Consider the following 15194-nt stretch of genomic DNA (forward strand, 5'->3'; position numbering starts at 1 on the left):
TATAACAATGGACTAACGCCAAATGAATCAGAACGATTATTTTGGCAAGACCCTAAGTGAGTGACCAATTTTGGTTGACCACTTCACCCCATGATGGCACGGAATATCAATACAGTAACCCAATCGAGGGGAAGTTCCTTTTATTCGTTAAGGTAAGGGTTTAAGACAAATGTGAGCGGGCAATCTCTTGAACGGTGTTGATCAGGGATTTGATCCCATTGAGTCGTGAACCGCTCAGTTGTTGCTCAAGACCTATATGCTGAAATAACTCAGATAAAGGCACCTGTAAAACCTGCTCCGCTGTTTTTCCTTCCACAGCAGTCAGAAGTACGGCTAATAAGCCTTTCACGATGCGGCCTTCGCTATCTCCATAGAAATGCAAACAGCCGTCAGAACGCAACTGGTGCCCTAACCAGACACGGTTTTCACAGCCGGACATTTCAATGTTCTGCTGTTTCAGTTCATCCGCTAATGGCGGCAGTTTTTTGGCCAGTCCGATAAGCTGCCGATAGCGATCTTCCCATAACTGGCATTGCTGAAATTTTTCAATAAGTTGTTGCTCCGATATCTCCGTTCCAAACGGGTGCGGGGCAAGGATTGAATCTGAAATTGATGTCATTGGTTATTTATCTTGCAATGGTATTTGGTGGATATTTTACTTGCCTAGCTTATTCTTCCAGTAGCGACAGGGCAAATTTCACGGCACTGACCAGCTTATCTACATCCTGCCGAGTATTATAAGGCATGAAAGAAGCCCGCAGACAGCCGTTGATCCCCAGGGCATCCAGCAGGGGCTGTGCGCAGTGTTGGCCTGAACGCAGGGAAATATTCTGTTCAGCAATCAGCGTCGCCAAATCATTGTGATGTATCCCTTGGATATTGAAGGCCAGCAAACTGGCATCGGCAGCGCGGTAGCTGATAAATCCCGCCAGGATACTGAGCTGCTGCTCGGCATAGTCAGTCAGGGTAACGGCATGGGATTCAGCGAGCGGGATATCAACGGTTTTTAACCATTCCAACGTAGCGGCAAAGCCAACCACGCCCGCGACATTCGGTGTTCCCGCTTCAAAGCGATAAGGAACGGCTTCTGGTGTGAAACCGTTGAAAGATACCTGAGTCAGCATTTTCCCACCGCCCTGCCACGGTGACATTGCATCCAGCAATTCCCCTTTGCCATACAATACTCCCAGACCATTGGGGCCATACAGTTTATGGGCAGAGAAGGCATAAAAATCGATACCCAGCCGCTGTACATCAACGGGAGTGTGAACGATGCCTTGAGCGCCATCGACCAAAACCAGGCAATCATACTGGTGGGCGAGTGCCGTGACCTGTGCCAGATCGACTGTGGTGCCAGTGACATTCGACATTTGACTGATGGCAACTAGCCGGCTTTTTTCATTTAGCAGTTTTGCGAGAGTATTGATGTCCGGTCGATTCTGATTGCCTATTGACCACTTAACGATTCTGGCACCTGTTTGTTCCGCCAAAATCAGCCACGGCAGCAGGTTGGAGTGGTGTTCCTGTTCGCTGATTATAATTTCATCATCAGCATTCAGGCGAGGGCGAAAATAGCCTTGGGCGGTCAGGTTAATGGCTTCGCTGGTGCCTTTTGTCCAGATGATATTTTCAGGCCGCGGGGCGTTGATCAATTCCGCCACCAGCGAACGAGCTTGTTCATAACGGGCGGTCATGGCCTGTGCGCTTGCGTGTTGGCTACGATGAACCGTTGCACTGTGGTTTTGATAATAGTGCTGGGTTGCCTCAATCATGCATATAGGCTTTAGGGCTGTAGCCGCGCTATCCAAAAACACAGTCTGCTGTTGCAGGGCAGGAAATTGCTGGCGAAATTTTTCTGAGTCAAAGGATTTCATAAACGGTGTTAATTTCAACGTTGTGTCGTAAAGAATAAGTTTTTCTTTAACCAAGTGGGGGGAATTCTACAGGAAAGTCGAGAAAAAAAGCACCGCAATTGCGGTGCATTAAAAAAATCACTATGGACAGACAGGGTAAATGTACAGGAAGTGAAAAAAAACAGTAGCATATGCTACAAAGTCTGGTCTACCAGACAACTTGCAAACACAACATCACAACCACAAAGCCAAAAGCTTCAATGTATCACTACAGAGTTACTTTTCGTTCCGGCTTAGGAAGTTGCGCACACTATAGGGATTTGCTGGTATATCATCAATGGACAAATTATAATGATTCGGATTACAAAAACTAATACCTGAGAGAAAAGAATTATCGGTATCGCCACTATCATATAAGAAACGAACATGTCTAAACGTTTACCACCACTTAATGCGTTACGCGTTTTTGATGCTGCTGCTCGTCATCTTAGTTTTACTAAAGCAGCAGAAGAATTATTTGTAACTCAGGCGGCCGTAAGTCACCAGATGAAAAGTCTGGAAGACTTTCTAGGATTGAAACTTTTTCGTCGCCGTAACCGCTCGCTACTGCTGACGGAAGATGGGCAGAGTTACTATCTGGATATCAAAGAAATTTTCACTGCTATCAATGATGCAACCCGCAAACTTCAGGCTCGCAGTGCCAAAGGTGCACTGACGGTAAGTCTGTCACCGAGCTTTGCCATTCAATGGCTGGTGCCACGGCTTTCTGGTTTCAACCAGAGTTTCCCGGGCATTGATGTCAGGATTCAGGCGGTGGATAGGGAAGAAGATAAATTGGCAGATGATGTTGATGTTGCGATTTTTTATGGCAGAGGCAATTGGCCAGGCATGCGGACAGATCGTCTCTATCCTGAATACCTGCTACCCGTCTGTTCTCCCTCTTTACTGATGGGGGAACGTCCATTAAAAACGCCGGCAGATCTGGCCAAGCATACTTTGTTGCACGATTCTTCCCGGCGGGACTGGCAGGCCTATATTCGCCAGCTTGATATGCAGCAGCAGATCAATGTTCAGCAGGGGCCGATATTCAGCCATAGCTCAATGGTGATTCAGGCGGCGGTGCATGGGCAGGGAGTTGCCCTTGCCAATAATGTGATGGCACAAAATGAGATTGATGCAGGGCGCCTTGTCTGCCCATTCAATGATGTTTTGGTCAGCAAGAATGCATTTTATTTGGTTTGCCATGATAATCAGGCAGAATTGGGCAAGATTGCGGCTTTTCGGAAATGGATCTTGATGCAGGCCGCGAGTGAACAGGCAAGGTTAGGGTTTATTACTAACGAATGAAAACCGGATGTGTGAAGGAGCGTCATTTCATACATCCAGAAACAGGAGCGGAGCGATGAGCAGTCGTGTCATGCTTATTTTTGTGGGTATCAGCGGTTTTTTCTATGTGGCATTGGGTGCGATGGGTGCACATATGCTGGCACCTGTCCTGACGTCACGCCAAATGGAATGGATCCATACCGGCCTGCAATATCAGGGGTTGCATACACTGGTCATGATGGTACTGGCTGCTTTACTGATGAGGCAGCCAATGAAGCCGTTTGGCTGGGCGGGTATTTTTTTCGCTGCGGGAATGGTGTTGTTTAGTGGCAGTCTTTATTGTCTGGCCTTTTTACCGCTAAAATTTTTGGTTTATCTGACACCCATCGGTGGGTTTAGTTTCCTCATTGGTTGGTTATGTATATTAATTGGCGCTCTGCGTCTAAGGAAATTGGCGCCTAGCCATGAATAAAGTTGCTTTATATTGCCGCCCCGGGTTTGAAAAAGAGTGTGCGGCAGAAATTACTGATAAGGCGGGTAAGAAAGGAGTTTACGGTTTTGCCCGCGTAAAAGAAAACAGCGGTTATGTGTTGTTTGAGTGTTATCAGCATGATGATGCGGATCGTCTGATCCGTGAAATTCCGTTCGGTGAATTGATCTTTGCCCGCCAAATGGTGGTTGTGGGTGAACTGCTGAAAAATTTACCTCAGGAAGATCGTATTACCCCGATCCTTGGGATGCTGACTGGGGTTATTGAGCGTGCAGGCGAGCTGCGCGTAGAAGTGCCGGATAATGATGAAAGTAAAGAGTTGATGACATTCTGCCGTAAGTTTACGGTTCCGCTGCGTAATGCATTGCGTCAGGAAAAACTCTTGCTGGCAAAGGAAAGTGCTAACCGACCGGTGATTCATATTTTGTTTATTGCTCCGGGCTGCTGTTACGTCGGCTATTCTTACAGCAACAACAATTCCCGTTTTTATATGGGGATCCCTCGTCTGAAGTTTCCGTCAGATGCTCCGAGTCGTTCAACGCTGAAGCTGGAAGAAGCTTTTCATGTGTTCATTCCTCATGATGAGTGGGAAGAACGTCTGGGCAGTGGGCTGTATGCCGTGGATCTTGGTGCTTGCCCGGGAGGCTGGACTTACCAGCTCGTGAGACGCGGCATGATAGTTCATGCGATAGATAATGGCTTGATGGCTGATAGTTTGATGGACACCGGGCAGGTGAAACATCATCGTGTGGATGGCTTTAAATTTGAACCCACAGTGAAAAATGTTTACTGGCTGGTTTGTGACATGGTTGAGCAGCCTGCCAAGGTTGCCCATCTCATGACTGACTGGCTAGTAAAAAGTTGGTGTCGTGAAGCCATTTTCAACCTCAAGCTGCCGATGAAAAAGCGTTATGAGGAAGTTGCTCAGATCTTGCAGAATATCGAACAGCAATTGAAAGAAAATGGAATTAATGCCCAAATTCAGGCCAAGCACTTGTACCACGATCGTGAAGAGGTCACGGTGCATGTTCGTCGTATTTGGTCTGCATATGCAATGACCCGAGATTTTTAATTATTGCGAAATAGATAATCCTTTCTTAGGATCAATTTCCAGCAGATAAAAACAGTATTATTTATTAAAAAATAATACTGTTTTTTTGTTATCAAAAAAATTCATTTAAAAATTAATAGTTCAGAATATAAATTAAATTTGTTTAATCTGTATTCCAAAAAGATATATTAATTATTTTTACACGGACTAAAACTCACGCTATTTTATTCGAGAGTTTTATTTCTAGGGGAATCTTAGAAAGAATAAAAAACTCTTACCCCCGTTATTATAAAAATTTCGGGCTTTAGATATAAATATTGTTTTTACAGGAGATTTATATGACCTCAAAGAATAAATATACCTATGTGGGGTTATCTGATTCCAAGTCCGTTCAGGATGTTAATGCACTTCTCACAGCCTACGTTCCAAATTCTGATCCGGGTATTCGTGTTGCACATAAACCACTAGGGGATAAAGCTCCCGATGAACTTGTGCGAACCGATTATCATTGGGCGAATAAAGTCGGCTCTTCCGGTGCAGTGGAATTATCATATCATTTTCTGGAATCTGCTCCTTCCGTGATGCCAAGATTTGGTATTGCTGGATTCAGTTCCTTTAATGATGAACAGAAAGAGGCAGCAAGCTTGTCTTTGCAATCGTGGTCTGATGTTGCCAATGTAAAATTTAATGAAGTCAGCAGTCTTTCTAAAGCCAATATTACTTTTGGTTTCTTTGATTTTAGTATAAAAAATAGCTATGCGTTTGCGACTGTACCAAAAGGGCAGGATACGACTTATTCCTGGTATAACGCTGAGAGTCATACTTTCATAGACAATGACATTGGTGTGAATGGCTATGGCCGCCAGACATTTACCCATGAAATCGGGCATACGCTGGGTCTGGAACATCCTGCTAAGTACAATGCTTCCGATGCGATCAGACCGACCTATATGAGTGTAGGTGAATACTTCGAAGATAGCCGTGCCTATACCGTCATGAGCTATTTCAGTGAAAAATACACCGGCCAGGATTACAAAGGGGCATTTTCATCTGCACCATTGCTGAATGATATCTCCGCCATTCAAGACTTATATGGTGCCAATACTGAAACCCGTAAAGGTGACACAGTATATGGTTTCAACTCCAATACCGACCGTGATTTCATGACTGCAACCGATGCCAACAGCAAACTGGTGTTCAGTGTCTGGGATGTGGGTGGTAACGATACGTTCGACTTTTCCGGTTTTACTCAGGATCAGCGTATTAACCTGAATGAAGGGGCTTTCTCGGATGTCGGCGGCTTGAAAGGCAACGTATCTATTGCCCGCGGCGTAACCATTGAGAATGCGATCGGCGGCAGCGGCAATGACATTCTGGTAGGCAACAGTGCTGATAACGTGCTGAAAGGCGGCGACGGCGATGACATCATTTATGGTGGCTTGGGCGGCGATCACCTGTGGGGTGGCGCAGGCAAGGATACTTTTGTTTATCTGAATGGCAAAGAATCATTGAAAAGCAATCCTGACTGGATCCATGATTTTGTTTCCGGTGAAGACAAGATTGATCTATCGGGCTTTAACTTTGGTGGTAAGGGTGATATCAAATTTGTTGATTCATTCTCTGGTAAGGCGGGTGAAGTCCTGCTGGCTTACGACAAAGTGACCGATATAACCGATATGTCTATCAGCCTGGGTGGTGATTTAGCCAGTAATGATTTTCTGGTGAAAATTATCGGTCAGCCTGTAGCTGAAGCCGATTTCATCGTCTAATGCAGACTAGCATGTCACGATAGCGGGATACTGCCGTATGTATTCATAGTACGGCAGTATGACGGGGAGGAAGTCACCGTGTTACATAAAGGGCAAAGGTGTATAGCGAAATCTTGTTTATTTAAAGTGTCCTTATCGATAATGTTTTCCCTTTTTTTGATTGGAGGATGTATGGCTAGTAGTTTGAGACTCCCTGAACCGGCTGAACTGAAGGGGCTATGGCAGCTATCAGATGGAAATCAGGTATGCAGCATTGAATTAACGGATACCCGTTTGCCTGAGGGGTCAATCTGGGCGCTGAAAGGTGATTCTTGCCTGACCGAACTGATGGGGAATCCTGCAGAGGGCTGGCGTCCTACACCTGATGGTATCACTCTGACTGACGATGATGGCAATAGTCTGGCCTTTTTTGGTCATGAGTCCGAGCAATGGGTGGCATACCTGGTTGATGGGCGCGAACTCGTTATGACATTCAGTGGCACGCATTCAGCGACAAAGTAAATGCAGTGACAAAATAAAACAAAAATAACGAATTACTGGGTAAATAAATCGTTTTTGCTTCAGTTAATGATGAAGGGATTGCAGTGAAACTACGCTTTCCAAAGGATGAAATCACGGATGTTATCCGTGCACGCAGCAAAGTATTCTGGACTATTGGCTTATTTACGGCATTTATCAATCTGCTGATGTTGGTTCCCTCTATTTATATGCTTCAGGTATATGATCGAGTCCTTCCATCCAGTAATGAAATGACCCTGCTGATGCTGACTCTGATCACGCTCGGCATGTTCGCTATTATGGGCGGGTTGGAATATATCCGTAGCATGGTGGTGATCCGCATCGGTAGCCAGTTTGATATGTGCCTGAATCAGCGTGTTTATACTGCCTCGTATGAATCCAACCTGAAAAATGGCTCCACCGATGCCGGGCAGATGCTCAATGACTTGGCTACTATCCGCCAGTTCCTGACGGGCAATGCGCTGTTTGCTTTTTTTGATGTGCCTTGGTTCCCGGTCTATCTCTGGGTCATTTTTCTGTTTAGCCCGTACTTGGGATTGCTGGCGCTGGTTGGGGCGATCATTTTGATCGCGTTGGCGGTATTGAACCAATGGCTGTCTCAGTCGCCTTTATCGGAAGCAAGTCATCTCTCCCTGCGCTCTGCTAATCTTGCCAGTACTAATCTGCGTAATGCTGAAGTCATTGAAGCCTTGGGTATGTTGCCAGCACTGCGTCAGCGCTGGTTTAGCCTGCACGAGCGCTTTCTTAATTTCCAGCGTATTGCCAGCGAACGGGCGGCATCTATCACCGCATTGACCAAAACAGTGCGTTTGGCCTTGCAGTCGCTGATCCTCGGTTTGGGAGGCTGGCTGGCGATTGAAGGCAATATCACGCCGGGCATGATGATCGCGGGTTCTATCTTGATGGGACGGGCATTGTCGCCGATTGAGCAATTGATCCAAGCGTGGAAAAGCTGGAGCGCCGCGCGTCTGTCATGGCAGCGGCTGGATAAATTGCTGAAGGCGCAGCCAGAACGCAAAAGCGGTATGTCACTGCCTGCCCCTAAAGGCATTTTGTTGCTGGAAAAAGTTGCCGCGATACCACCGAGTAAAACACAGGCCAGACAAACGGCTGGAAATCATAAACAGGTTTTGCAGGATATCAGTTTTTCCCTGAATGCCGGCGATGTGTTGGGCGTGATTGGCCCCAGCGCGTCGGGGAAATCTACGCTGGCTCGCCTGCTGGTGGGGATTTGGCCGTCACAGGAAGGTGTTGTGCGGCTCGATGATGCCGACATTTACCAATGGAACAAGGATGAACTGGGGGCGTCGATAGGTTATTTGCCGCAGGACATCGAACTGTTTGGTGGCACGATTGCGGAAAACATTGCGCGTTTTAATGACATTGATCCTGAAAAAGTCATTGAAGCGGCTAAAAAAGCGGGTGTTCATGAACTGGTACTCAATCTTGAACAGGGTTATGACACGGTGATTGGCGCTGGGGGAATGGGGCTGTCCGGTGGGCAGAAGCAGCGGATTGGGCTGGCACGGGCATTGTACGGCAATCCGTCACTGCTGGTGCTGGATGAACCGAATTCCAATCTGGATGACATCGGTGAAAAGGCGCTGAGTCAGGCAATTACGCAATTGCGGGAACAGGGCAAAACAGTGGTGGTGATCACGCATCGGCCTTCCTTGCTCTCACAAACAAACAAAATTTTGCTGTTGGTGCAGGGAAAAATGAAAATGTTTGGCCCATCTCAGCAAGTTATGGCGGCGCTGTCGCAGTCAAAAACGGTTGAACGTGCCTCGTAGTGTGGCTCTGCTATGTTTTTAATGACACAGTTTTAATGACACGGTTTTAATCAGTGGGCAGAGTGAAATTTCTGCCTGGGAGTGAAGATGTCCTATCAGACCAACGCAAAAAGTGCGAAAAATGATGAATCGGGATTATTGCCGCTGGATGCGAATCGCTACCTGCGGCTGGGCTGGCTGGTCATCGGTATTGGCCTCCTGGGGTTTTTCGTCTGGGCGGCCTTTGCCCCGCTCGATAAAGGTGTCGCTTCCTCCGGTATTGTGGTGGTGGATGGCAACCGTAAAACCGTGCAGTCTCCAGCCAATGGCATTATCAGACAAATTCTGGCATCGGAAGGGGAACAGGTTAAGGCCGGACAGGTATTGGTGCAGCTCAGTCAGGTGCAGGTTAATGCCCAAATTGACTCCCTGAAACAGCAATTGCATACCACTCTGGCGACGGAAGTCCGATTGCTGGCCGAGCAGCAAGGGCTGGAGGTGATTTCCTTTCCGGCCACGTTGTGGGATCAGCAATCGGAGCCACGTATTAAGGATATTCTGGTATTGCAGAAACAGCTTTTCCTGTCACGTCGTGAGATGCTGAGAAGTGATCTGGCGGGGATGCAGCAGGCTGAAGAGGGGCTGAGTTTTCAGCTTAAAGGGTTGCGGGAAGCGCTGACGAATAAACAGCAGCAGCAGGTTTCACTCAAAGAGCAAGTGACCAATCTGCGGCCGTTGACCGAAGAGGGTTACTTTCCCCGTAACCGTTATCTGGAGTTGCAGCGCAGTCAAAGTGAGTTAAGTGGCAGCATGGCCGAAATGGCGGGACGCATTGGTCAGCTTGAAAAACAGCGGCAGGAAACCCGGCAGCGGATTATCCAGCGGCAGGCTGATTATCAACGAGAAGTCCGCAGCCAGCTTTCGGATGTGCAGGTACAGGCCAATGAGCTGAAAAATAAGCTGGAAACAGCTCAGTTCGATTTATCCCATACCTCAATTACCGCACCGGTGGGTGGCTCGGTGGTAGGGCTGACAGTATTTACCCAAGGCGGTGTTGTGGCTTCCGGGGAAAAACTGATGGAAATCTTGCCTGCCCAGAGTGCGTTAGAAGTCGAAGCGCGCCTGATGGTACATCTGATTGATAAAGTAGAAATGGGGCAGGATGTGGATTTGATGTTCACCGCGTTCAATCAGAACCGGACGCCGAAAGTGACAGGCAAAGTAACAGTGATCTCCGCCGATCGGCTGGTGGATGGGGTGACAAGGGAACCTTATTACCAGATGCGGGTCAGAGTGACGCCAGAGGGGATGGCACAACTGGCAGGGCTGCATATCAAGCCGGGGATGCCGGTTGAAGTCTTCGTTAAAACGGGTTCGCGATCACTGTTGAGTTATCTATTCAAGCCATTGATGGACAGGGCGTCAACGTCACTGATTGAGGAGTAACGGGGATGTTCAGATCTCATGGTTTTACGGGGCGTGTCCTGTTTTTACCCCTGTTTCTGCTGATGTCGTTTTCAGGTACGGTTCAGGCGCTTTCCTTAACGGAGGCTTACGCTCTGGCGCTGCAACATGATCCGACGTTTCAGGCGGCGATAAAAGCTCAGGAAGCGGGGCAGGAAGAGAAAAACCTTGGGCGGGCGGAATTACTGCCCAAGCTCGCTTTTAACTACCAATATGTTCCCCAGAATTGGCAAAAAATGGAATCCTCTTCTTCAGATTCAGGGCGAAGGGGAAATACGGTCACGGAAAGTCGCAACCGCCAGTATCACAGCTACAGTGGTTCGCTTGTGCTGACTCAGCCGCTGGTGGATTTCGAGGCGTGGGCGCGTTACAAAACCCGTCAGGCCTACGCGCTGATGAGTGATGCCCGTTTTCGGGTAGACACCCAGCAACTGGCAGTCAGGGTAGTAAACAGCTATGTGGATGTCGCTTATGCGCAGGACAGACTGGCGCAGGTTGCTCAGCAGGGCAGGGCTTATGAAGAACAACTGGAGCGCAATCAGAAATTGTTTGCCTCCGGTGAAGGCACGCGCACTGATGTGGCGGAAACCCAAGCCCGTTACAGTCAGATTGTGGCGGATGAGTTAACTGTCAAAGATGAACTGGATGCGGCGATCCGTGACTTGCAATTGCTGGTTGGTACACCTTTACCTAGCGATTTGCCGGTCAATCGCCTGTCGCCTGTCCAGAACTTCAAGACCATAAAGTTGGCTTTTGCACATTATGCCGATTGGGAGCAGATGGCGTTGAGTCAAAATCCGCAGTTGGCGGAGGCTCGCCAGAAAGTGGCCGTTGCGGCTCAGGACATTGAGCGCAATCGGGCAGGTTATCTGCCAAAACTGGAGTTGTATGCTTCCCATACCGAAAATAAATCCAGCAGCGATAACATCATCGATCAAAAATACCGCACCGATTCAATCGGCTTGCGGGTATCGATGAATCTCTATAATGGTGGAGGAACGTCGGCGGCAATGCGTCAATCAGCAGCGAATTATGGCAGAGCCAAATATGAGATGGATGCCGAAGCGGGAGAAATTCTAAATGCGCTGCGACGCAATTATAACGCCTGCATGAACGGCGAAAAGCGGATACGTGCCTATGAATCGGCAGTGGAGGCGGCTGAATTACAGGTTAAAGCAACTCAGAAAAGCGTGGCACTGGGGCAGCGGGTTAACGTGGATATCCTGAATGCGGAGCAACAGCTCTACATGGCTCGTCGTGATCTTTCTCAGGCCAAGTACCAATATATGAAATCCTGGATTGGATTATTGAGTGAGTCCGGGCAATTGAATGGGGAGCATATTCAATTGGCCTCGGGGTATTTTGAGTGATTAAATTTTTCCATCCGATAGGTTTAAATAACAAAATACTGCCGTAAATACCCAATTTCGGCAGTATTTGGACTTCAATTAATACAGTGCAAAGTATAGTGGTCATTTACCTGTGATCTAACCGCAATTGCTGCAAATTGCCATTGAGCGATAAATCTGTGCGCAGTGAAGCCACTTCACGGCTGATATACGCCATTTCTTTATGGGCCGCCAATTTATTACGCCATTTATCCGGCTGGGCTTCCAGATGTTGGAAAAGGTTATCCAGCGAGCCGGCTTGTTGTAGCAGGATGACCGCTGTTTTTGGCCCTATTCCCTGAACGCCGGGGATTTTACTGCTACTGACCCCTGCCAGACCCCAATAATCGGGGAGCTGGGCGGGGGAAACACCAAATTCCCGCTCAACAAAAGGTAAATCTAGCCAGCGTTTTTGGAAGTAATCGCGGATCTGGATATTGGGTGAAAGTAGCTGGCAGTAGCCCTTATCCGTTGAAACAATGGTGACGCGATGCCCCGTAGACGTGACTTTGGTCGCCAGTGTTGCCGCCAAATCATCAGCCTCATGCCCTTCGGCATGCCAGCAAGTTACCCCTAGTGCATTGAATGCCAGTTTAATCAGCGGCATTTCCTGCTGTAAATCGTCGGGCATGGCAGAACGGCCAGCTTTGTAATCGGGAAGAAGCTGGTGGCGCCAGCTATGGCCACGGTCATCTTCATCGAATACCGCAACGGCGTGAGTCGGAGAAGAGTGGGCGATTAATTGCTTTAACGCATGTTCACAGGCGGGAACACAAGGGCTTCCCTGTACCGCATGGATGCGTCGGATCAAGTTCAGTGCGTCTACAATCAAAAGATGTATCATGGTCGTTATACTCCGTCCGTGGATTGATTCCTTGGCTTCGGCCTCATTGGATTTTAATAGGGACGTGACTTATTTGATGATTTCATAGCACGGCTCGTAAGCCGTGCCTCCCGGTAGTTTCATGCGATCCTGCCGGACAAAATCTTTCAGTAGCTCATCCATACAGCGCATGATATCCACATCGCCGTGGATTTTGAACGTCCCGTTTTTTTCAATGGCATGAATGCCCACTTCTTTCACATTGCCTGCCACAATGCCGGAAAAGGCACATCGCAGCGCAGAAGCCAGTTTTTCGGGGGGCTGATTCGGATGCAAATTCAGGTTAGCCATATTGCTATGGAATGGCTCGAACGGATGCTGCAAATCATGGCTGATTTTCAGTGACCAGTTAAAGCTATAGGCATCTCCGGTAGAGCGGCGATGTTCTTTAACCTGCGGCATGGTTTTTTTCATCACACGGGCCACTTCTGAAGGATCATCCATAATGATGCAATAGTACTGACGAGCCTGTTCTCCCAAAGTATTGACGATAAACTCATCCAGTACATGGAAATAATCGGCGCTCTCTTTTGGCCCGGTCAAGATCAGTGGCAGCACTTGATCTTTATTATCAGGACTCATCAAAATACTAAGTAGATAGAGCAGTTCTTCTGCTGTCCCCACCCCGCCCGGAAAGATAATAATGCCGTGAGCTATACGGACAAATGCCTCCAGCCGTTTTTCGATATCCGGCATGATGATCAGCTCATTGACCAGCGGATTGGGGGGTTCTGCCGCAATAATGGAAGGCTCTGTAATGCCGATAAAGCGGCTTTTTTGGTAACGTTGCTGGGCATGCCCAACCGCAGCGCCTTTCATGGGCGCTTCCATTGCGCCCGGCCCACAGCCCGTACAGATATTCAGCTCGCGCAGCCCTAATTCATTACCCACTTTGCGCCCGTACAGATACTCTTTTTCATTAATCGAGTGGCCGCCCCAACAGACGATCATATTCGGATCTTCTGAGAGATGAAGCGCTTTGGCATGGCGCAGAATGGAAAAAATGGTGTTGGTAATGTGTATGCCATTTTCCATATTCAGATGGTGCACTTTCTGTGCACTGTCAATCTGCGCATGAACAAACAGAATATCCCGCAGAACCGCGAACAGGTTGGCTTGCAGAGAGCGAATGATTTTGCCGTCAACGAAAGCGTCTTCTGGTGGATTGATGAGTTCCAGTTTGACGCCACGCTCTCTACGCAGGACGTTAATATCAAAATCTTCATGTTTTGACAGCAGCTCTTGGCTGTTATCTGTTTGACTGCCGGAGTTGAGTACCGCCAGTGAGCAATTGCGGAACAGGCGGTATAAATCACTGCTTGCGGTACGCTTGAGTGCATCGACTTCAAGTTGAGAGAGTAAATCCATTGACCCTAACGGGCTGACATGTGTAATCAAGAACGACTCCTTTATGCCCCTGATGGGGTCTCCTCAATTTACTGGCGAGCCAGTCTTCCCGTTTCTGGAATAAATGCTTCGTTACTGCGCCACGGATTGATATCTAACCCTCCCCGACGGGTATAGCGAGCATAAACAGTGAGTTTTTCAGGTGCGCATAACGCAATTAAATCATTGAAAATACGCTCAACACACTGTTCATGAAATTCATTGTGATGGCGGAAAGAAACCAGATAGCGTAATAATTTTTCCTGATCGATTTTGGGGCCTTTATAGCGGATCTGTACGGAACCCCAATCGGGCTGATGTGTGATCAGGCAATTTGATTTTAGCAAATGGCTGACCAACATTTCGTCAACGACCGGGCCTGTTGCCGCATCATTAAGGTAATCGCGACTGAATTGATAATCATCAATTTCAATGTCCTGATTATCGATACATTTTCCTTCAAACTCGGCGATCGGTTGCTGGCTGAAATCGTGCAGGGGATGTAAAACAACATTCACATCGCCGTTTGCACAGGCGGATAAATCCTGTTGCAGCGTTTTTTGCACGGTATCCCAATCCGCAAAGCGAGTTTGATTGAAACTATTCAGGTAAAGCTTAAAACTCTTTGATTCAATGAGGTTCACACTGGCTGCATTTAGACTGACATGGCCGATGGCAACTTGAGGAACACCGCGTGAATTGAGCCAGGAAAGTTCGTACAGTGTCCAGATATCAGCACCGTGAAACGGTAGATTATCAGGAAACAGCCCAAGTGGTTCACGGTTCATACTGCGCGGAACCGCTTGCAGTAAAGTAGGATCGTAGTGATCGCGGTAAGGTGTGGGCTTACCCAGAGTAAGTTGGGCGAGTGCCTGATTATCCTGATACAAAGACATAGGATTCCTCAAAATGAATAAATGATTGCAACTGAGATAGATTGTAGTGTATCAAGGAATTTCAAAGGTTCGTATTTTTATTGTGCATTATTCACCGTGCTTACCGAGTTAGCGTAGGGCTTTTTTACGAGGCTGAGTCTTTTATTTTCAATGGAATTATGGGTTCGTTTTTTTCCATCAATGATATGGATAATAGTGTGATATTCGGATCTTTTCCTATTTTGCTATTCGTTGACTTTGTTAGTAATTTTATCAGAATGTCGATCAAAACAAGTATTAATGGGTTTTATTGAATATATATTTCTTCAAATAATATAAAATAATAATAAGTATTTATTTAGAAATATATTCAATATATTACTTGTAATTATATCTATTGGTGGTATTTTAATTTTAT

General features: G+C 47.3%; 13 protein-coding genes. 8 read left to right on the forward strand and 5 right to left on the reverse strand.

Annotated elements, in window-relative coordinates; translation table 11 throughout:
* Positions 1 to 160: 160 nt before the first annotated feature.
* Positions 161 to 619, reverse strand: coding sequence for a cysteine desulfurase sulfur acceptor subunit CsdE (gene csdE / locus PSI22_RS19630; RefSeq protein WP_273581203.1), 459 nt, complete (start codon positions 617 to 619; stop codon positions 161 to 163).
* Positions 620 to 668: 49 nt separating this feature from the next.
* Positions 669 to 1874, reverse strand: coding sequence for a cysteine desulfurase CsdA (gene csdA / locus PSI22_RS19635; protein ID WP_273581204.1), 1206 nt, complete (start codon positions 1872 to 1874; stop codon positions 669 to 671).
* Between the two features lie 405 nt (positions 1875 to 2279).
* On the opposite strand from csdA, the gene PSI22_RS19640 reads away from it, so the two are divergent.
* From PSI22_RS19640 to PSI22_RS19675, 8 genes are all read left to right on the forward strand, one after another.
* Positions 2280 to 3200, forward strand: a complete 921-nt coding sequence (locus PSI22_RS19640; protein ID WP_038185261.1) for a transcriptional regulator GcvA — start codon at positions 2280 to 2282, stop codon at positions 3198 to 3200.
* 55 nt (positions 3201 to 3255) lie between these two features.
* Positions 3256 to 3651, forward strand: a complete 396-nt coding sequence (locus tag PSI22_RS19645; RefSeq protein ID WP_038185259.1) for a DUF423 domain-containing protein — start codon at positions 3256 to 3258, stop codon at positions 3649 to 3651.
* Positions 3644 to 4741, forward strand: a complete 1098-nt coding sequence (rlmM, locus tag PSI22_RS19650; RefSeq protein WP_273581205.1) for a 23S rRNA (cytidine(2498)-2'-O)-methyltransferase RlmM — start codon at positions 3644 to 3646, stop codon at positions 4739 to 4741. The genes PSI22_RS19645 and rlmM overlap by 8 nt, the downstream gene beginning before the upstream one ends.
* Positions 4742 to 5058: 317 nt before the next feature.
* A complete protein-coding gene (locus PSI22_RS19655; RefSeq protein WP_273581206.1) occupies positions 5059 to 6489 on the forward strand; it encodes a serralysin family metalloprotease in 1431 nt (476 codons plus the stop codon).
* A 171-nt stretch (positions 6490 to 6660) separates the two neighbouring features.
* Positions 6661 to 6990: a protease inhibitor Inh/omp19 family protein gene (locus PSI22_RS19660; protein ID WP_273581207.1), complete on the forward strand. Its 330-nt coding sequence runs from the start codon at positions 6661 to 6663 to the stop codon at positions 6988 to 6990.
* An 83-nt stretch (positions 6991 to 7073) separates the two neighbouring features.
* Complete coding sequence (locus tag PSI22_RS19665) at positions 7074 to 8801, forward strand: type I secretion system permease/ATPase (protein WP_273581208.1); 1728 nt, start codon at positions 7074 to 7076, stop codon at positions 8799 to 8801.
* Between the two features lie 87 nt (positions 8802 to 8888).
* Positions 8889 to 10226: an HlyD family type I secretion periplasmic adaptor subunit gene (locus tag PSI22_RS19670; RefSeq protein WP_273581209.1), complete on the forward strand. Its 1338-nt coding sequence runs from the start codon at positions 8889 to 8891 to the stop codon at positions 10224 to 10226.
* 5 nt (positions 10227 to 10231) lie between these two features.
* Entirely contained in the window at positions 10232 to 11614 is a 1383-nt protein-coding gene (locus PSI22_RS19675) for a TolC family outer membrane protein (protein ID WP_273581210.1), read from the forward strand.
* Between the two features lie 106 nt (positions 11615 to 11720).
* Here PSI22_RS19675 and xni read toward each other — a convergent pair whose 3' ends face one another.
* The 3 genes from xni to queF all read right to left on the reverse strand — a co-directional run bounded on the left by xni (position 11721) and on the right by queF (position 14797).
* A complete protein-coding gene (gene xni, locus PSI22_RS19680) occupies positions 11721 to 12476 on the reverse strand; it encodes a flap endonuclease Xni (RefSeq protein ID WP_273581211.1) in 756 nt (251 codons plus the stop codon).
* Between the two features lie 69 nt (positions 12477 to 12545).
* On the reverse strand, positions 12546 to 13913 hold the full coding sequence (ppnN, locus tag PSI22_RS19685) for a nucleotide 5'-monophosphate nucleosidase PpnN (protein ID WP_273581212.1): 1368 nt from the start codon (positions 13911 to 13913) through the stop codon (positions 12546 to 12548).
* A 38-nt stretch (positions 13914 to 13951) separates the two neighbouring features.
* Positions 13952 to 14797, reverse strand: coding sequence for an NADPH-dependent 7-cyano-7-deazaguanine reductase QueF (gene queF, locus PSI22_RS19690; RefSeq protein ID WP_273581213.1), 846 nt, complete (start codon positions 14795 to 14797; stop codon positions 13952 to 13954).
* Positions 14798 to 15194: the final 397 nt, after the last annotated feature.

Source organism: Xenorhabdus aichiensis, from assembly GCF_028598775.1.
GTDB lineage: Bacteria > Pseudomonadota > Gammaproteobacteria > Enterobacterales > Enterobacteriaceae > Xenorhabdus > Xenorhabdus bovienii.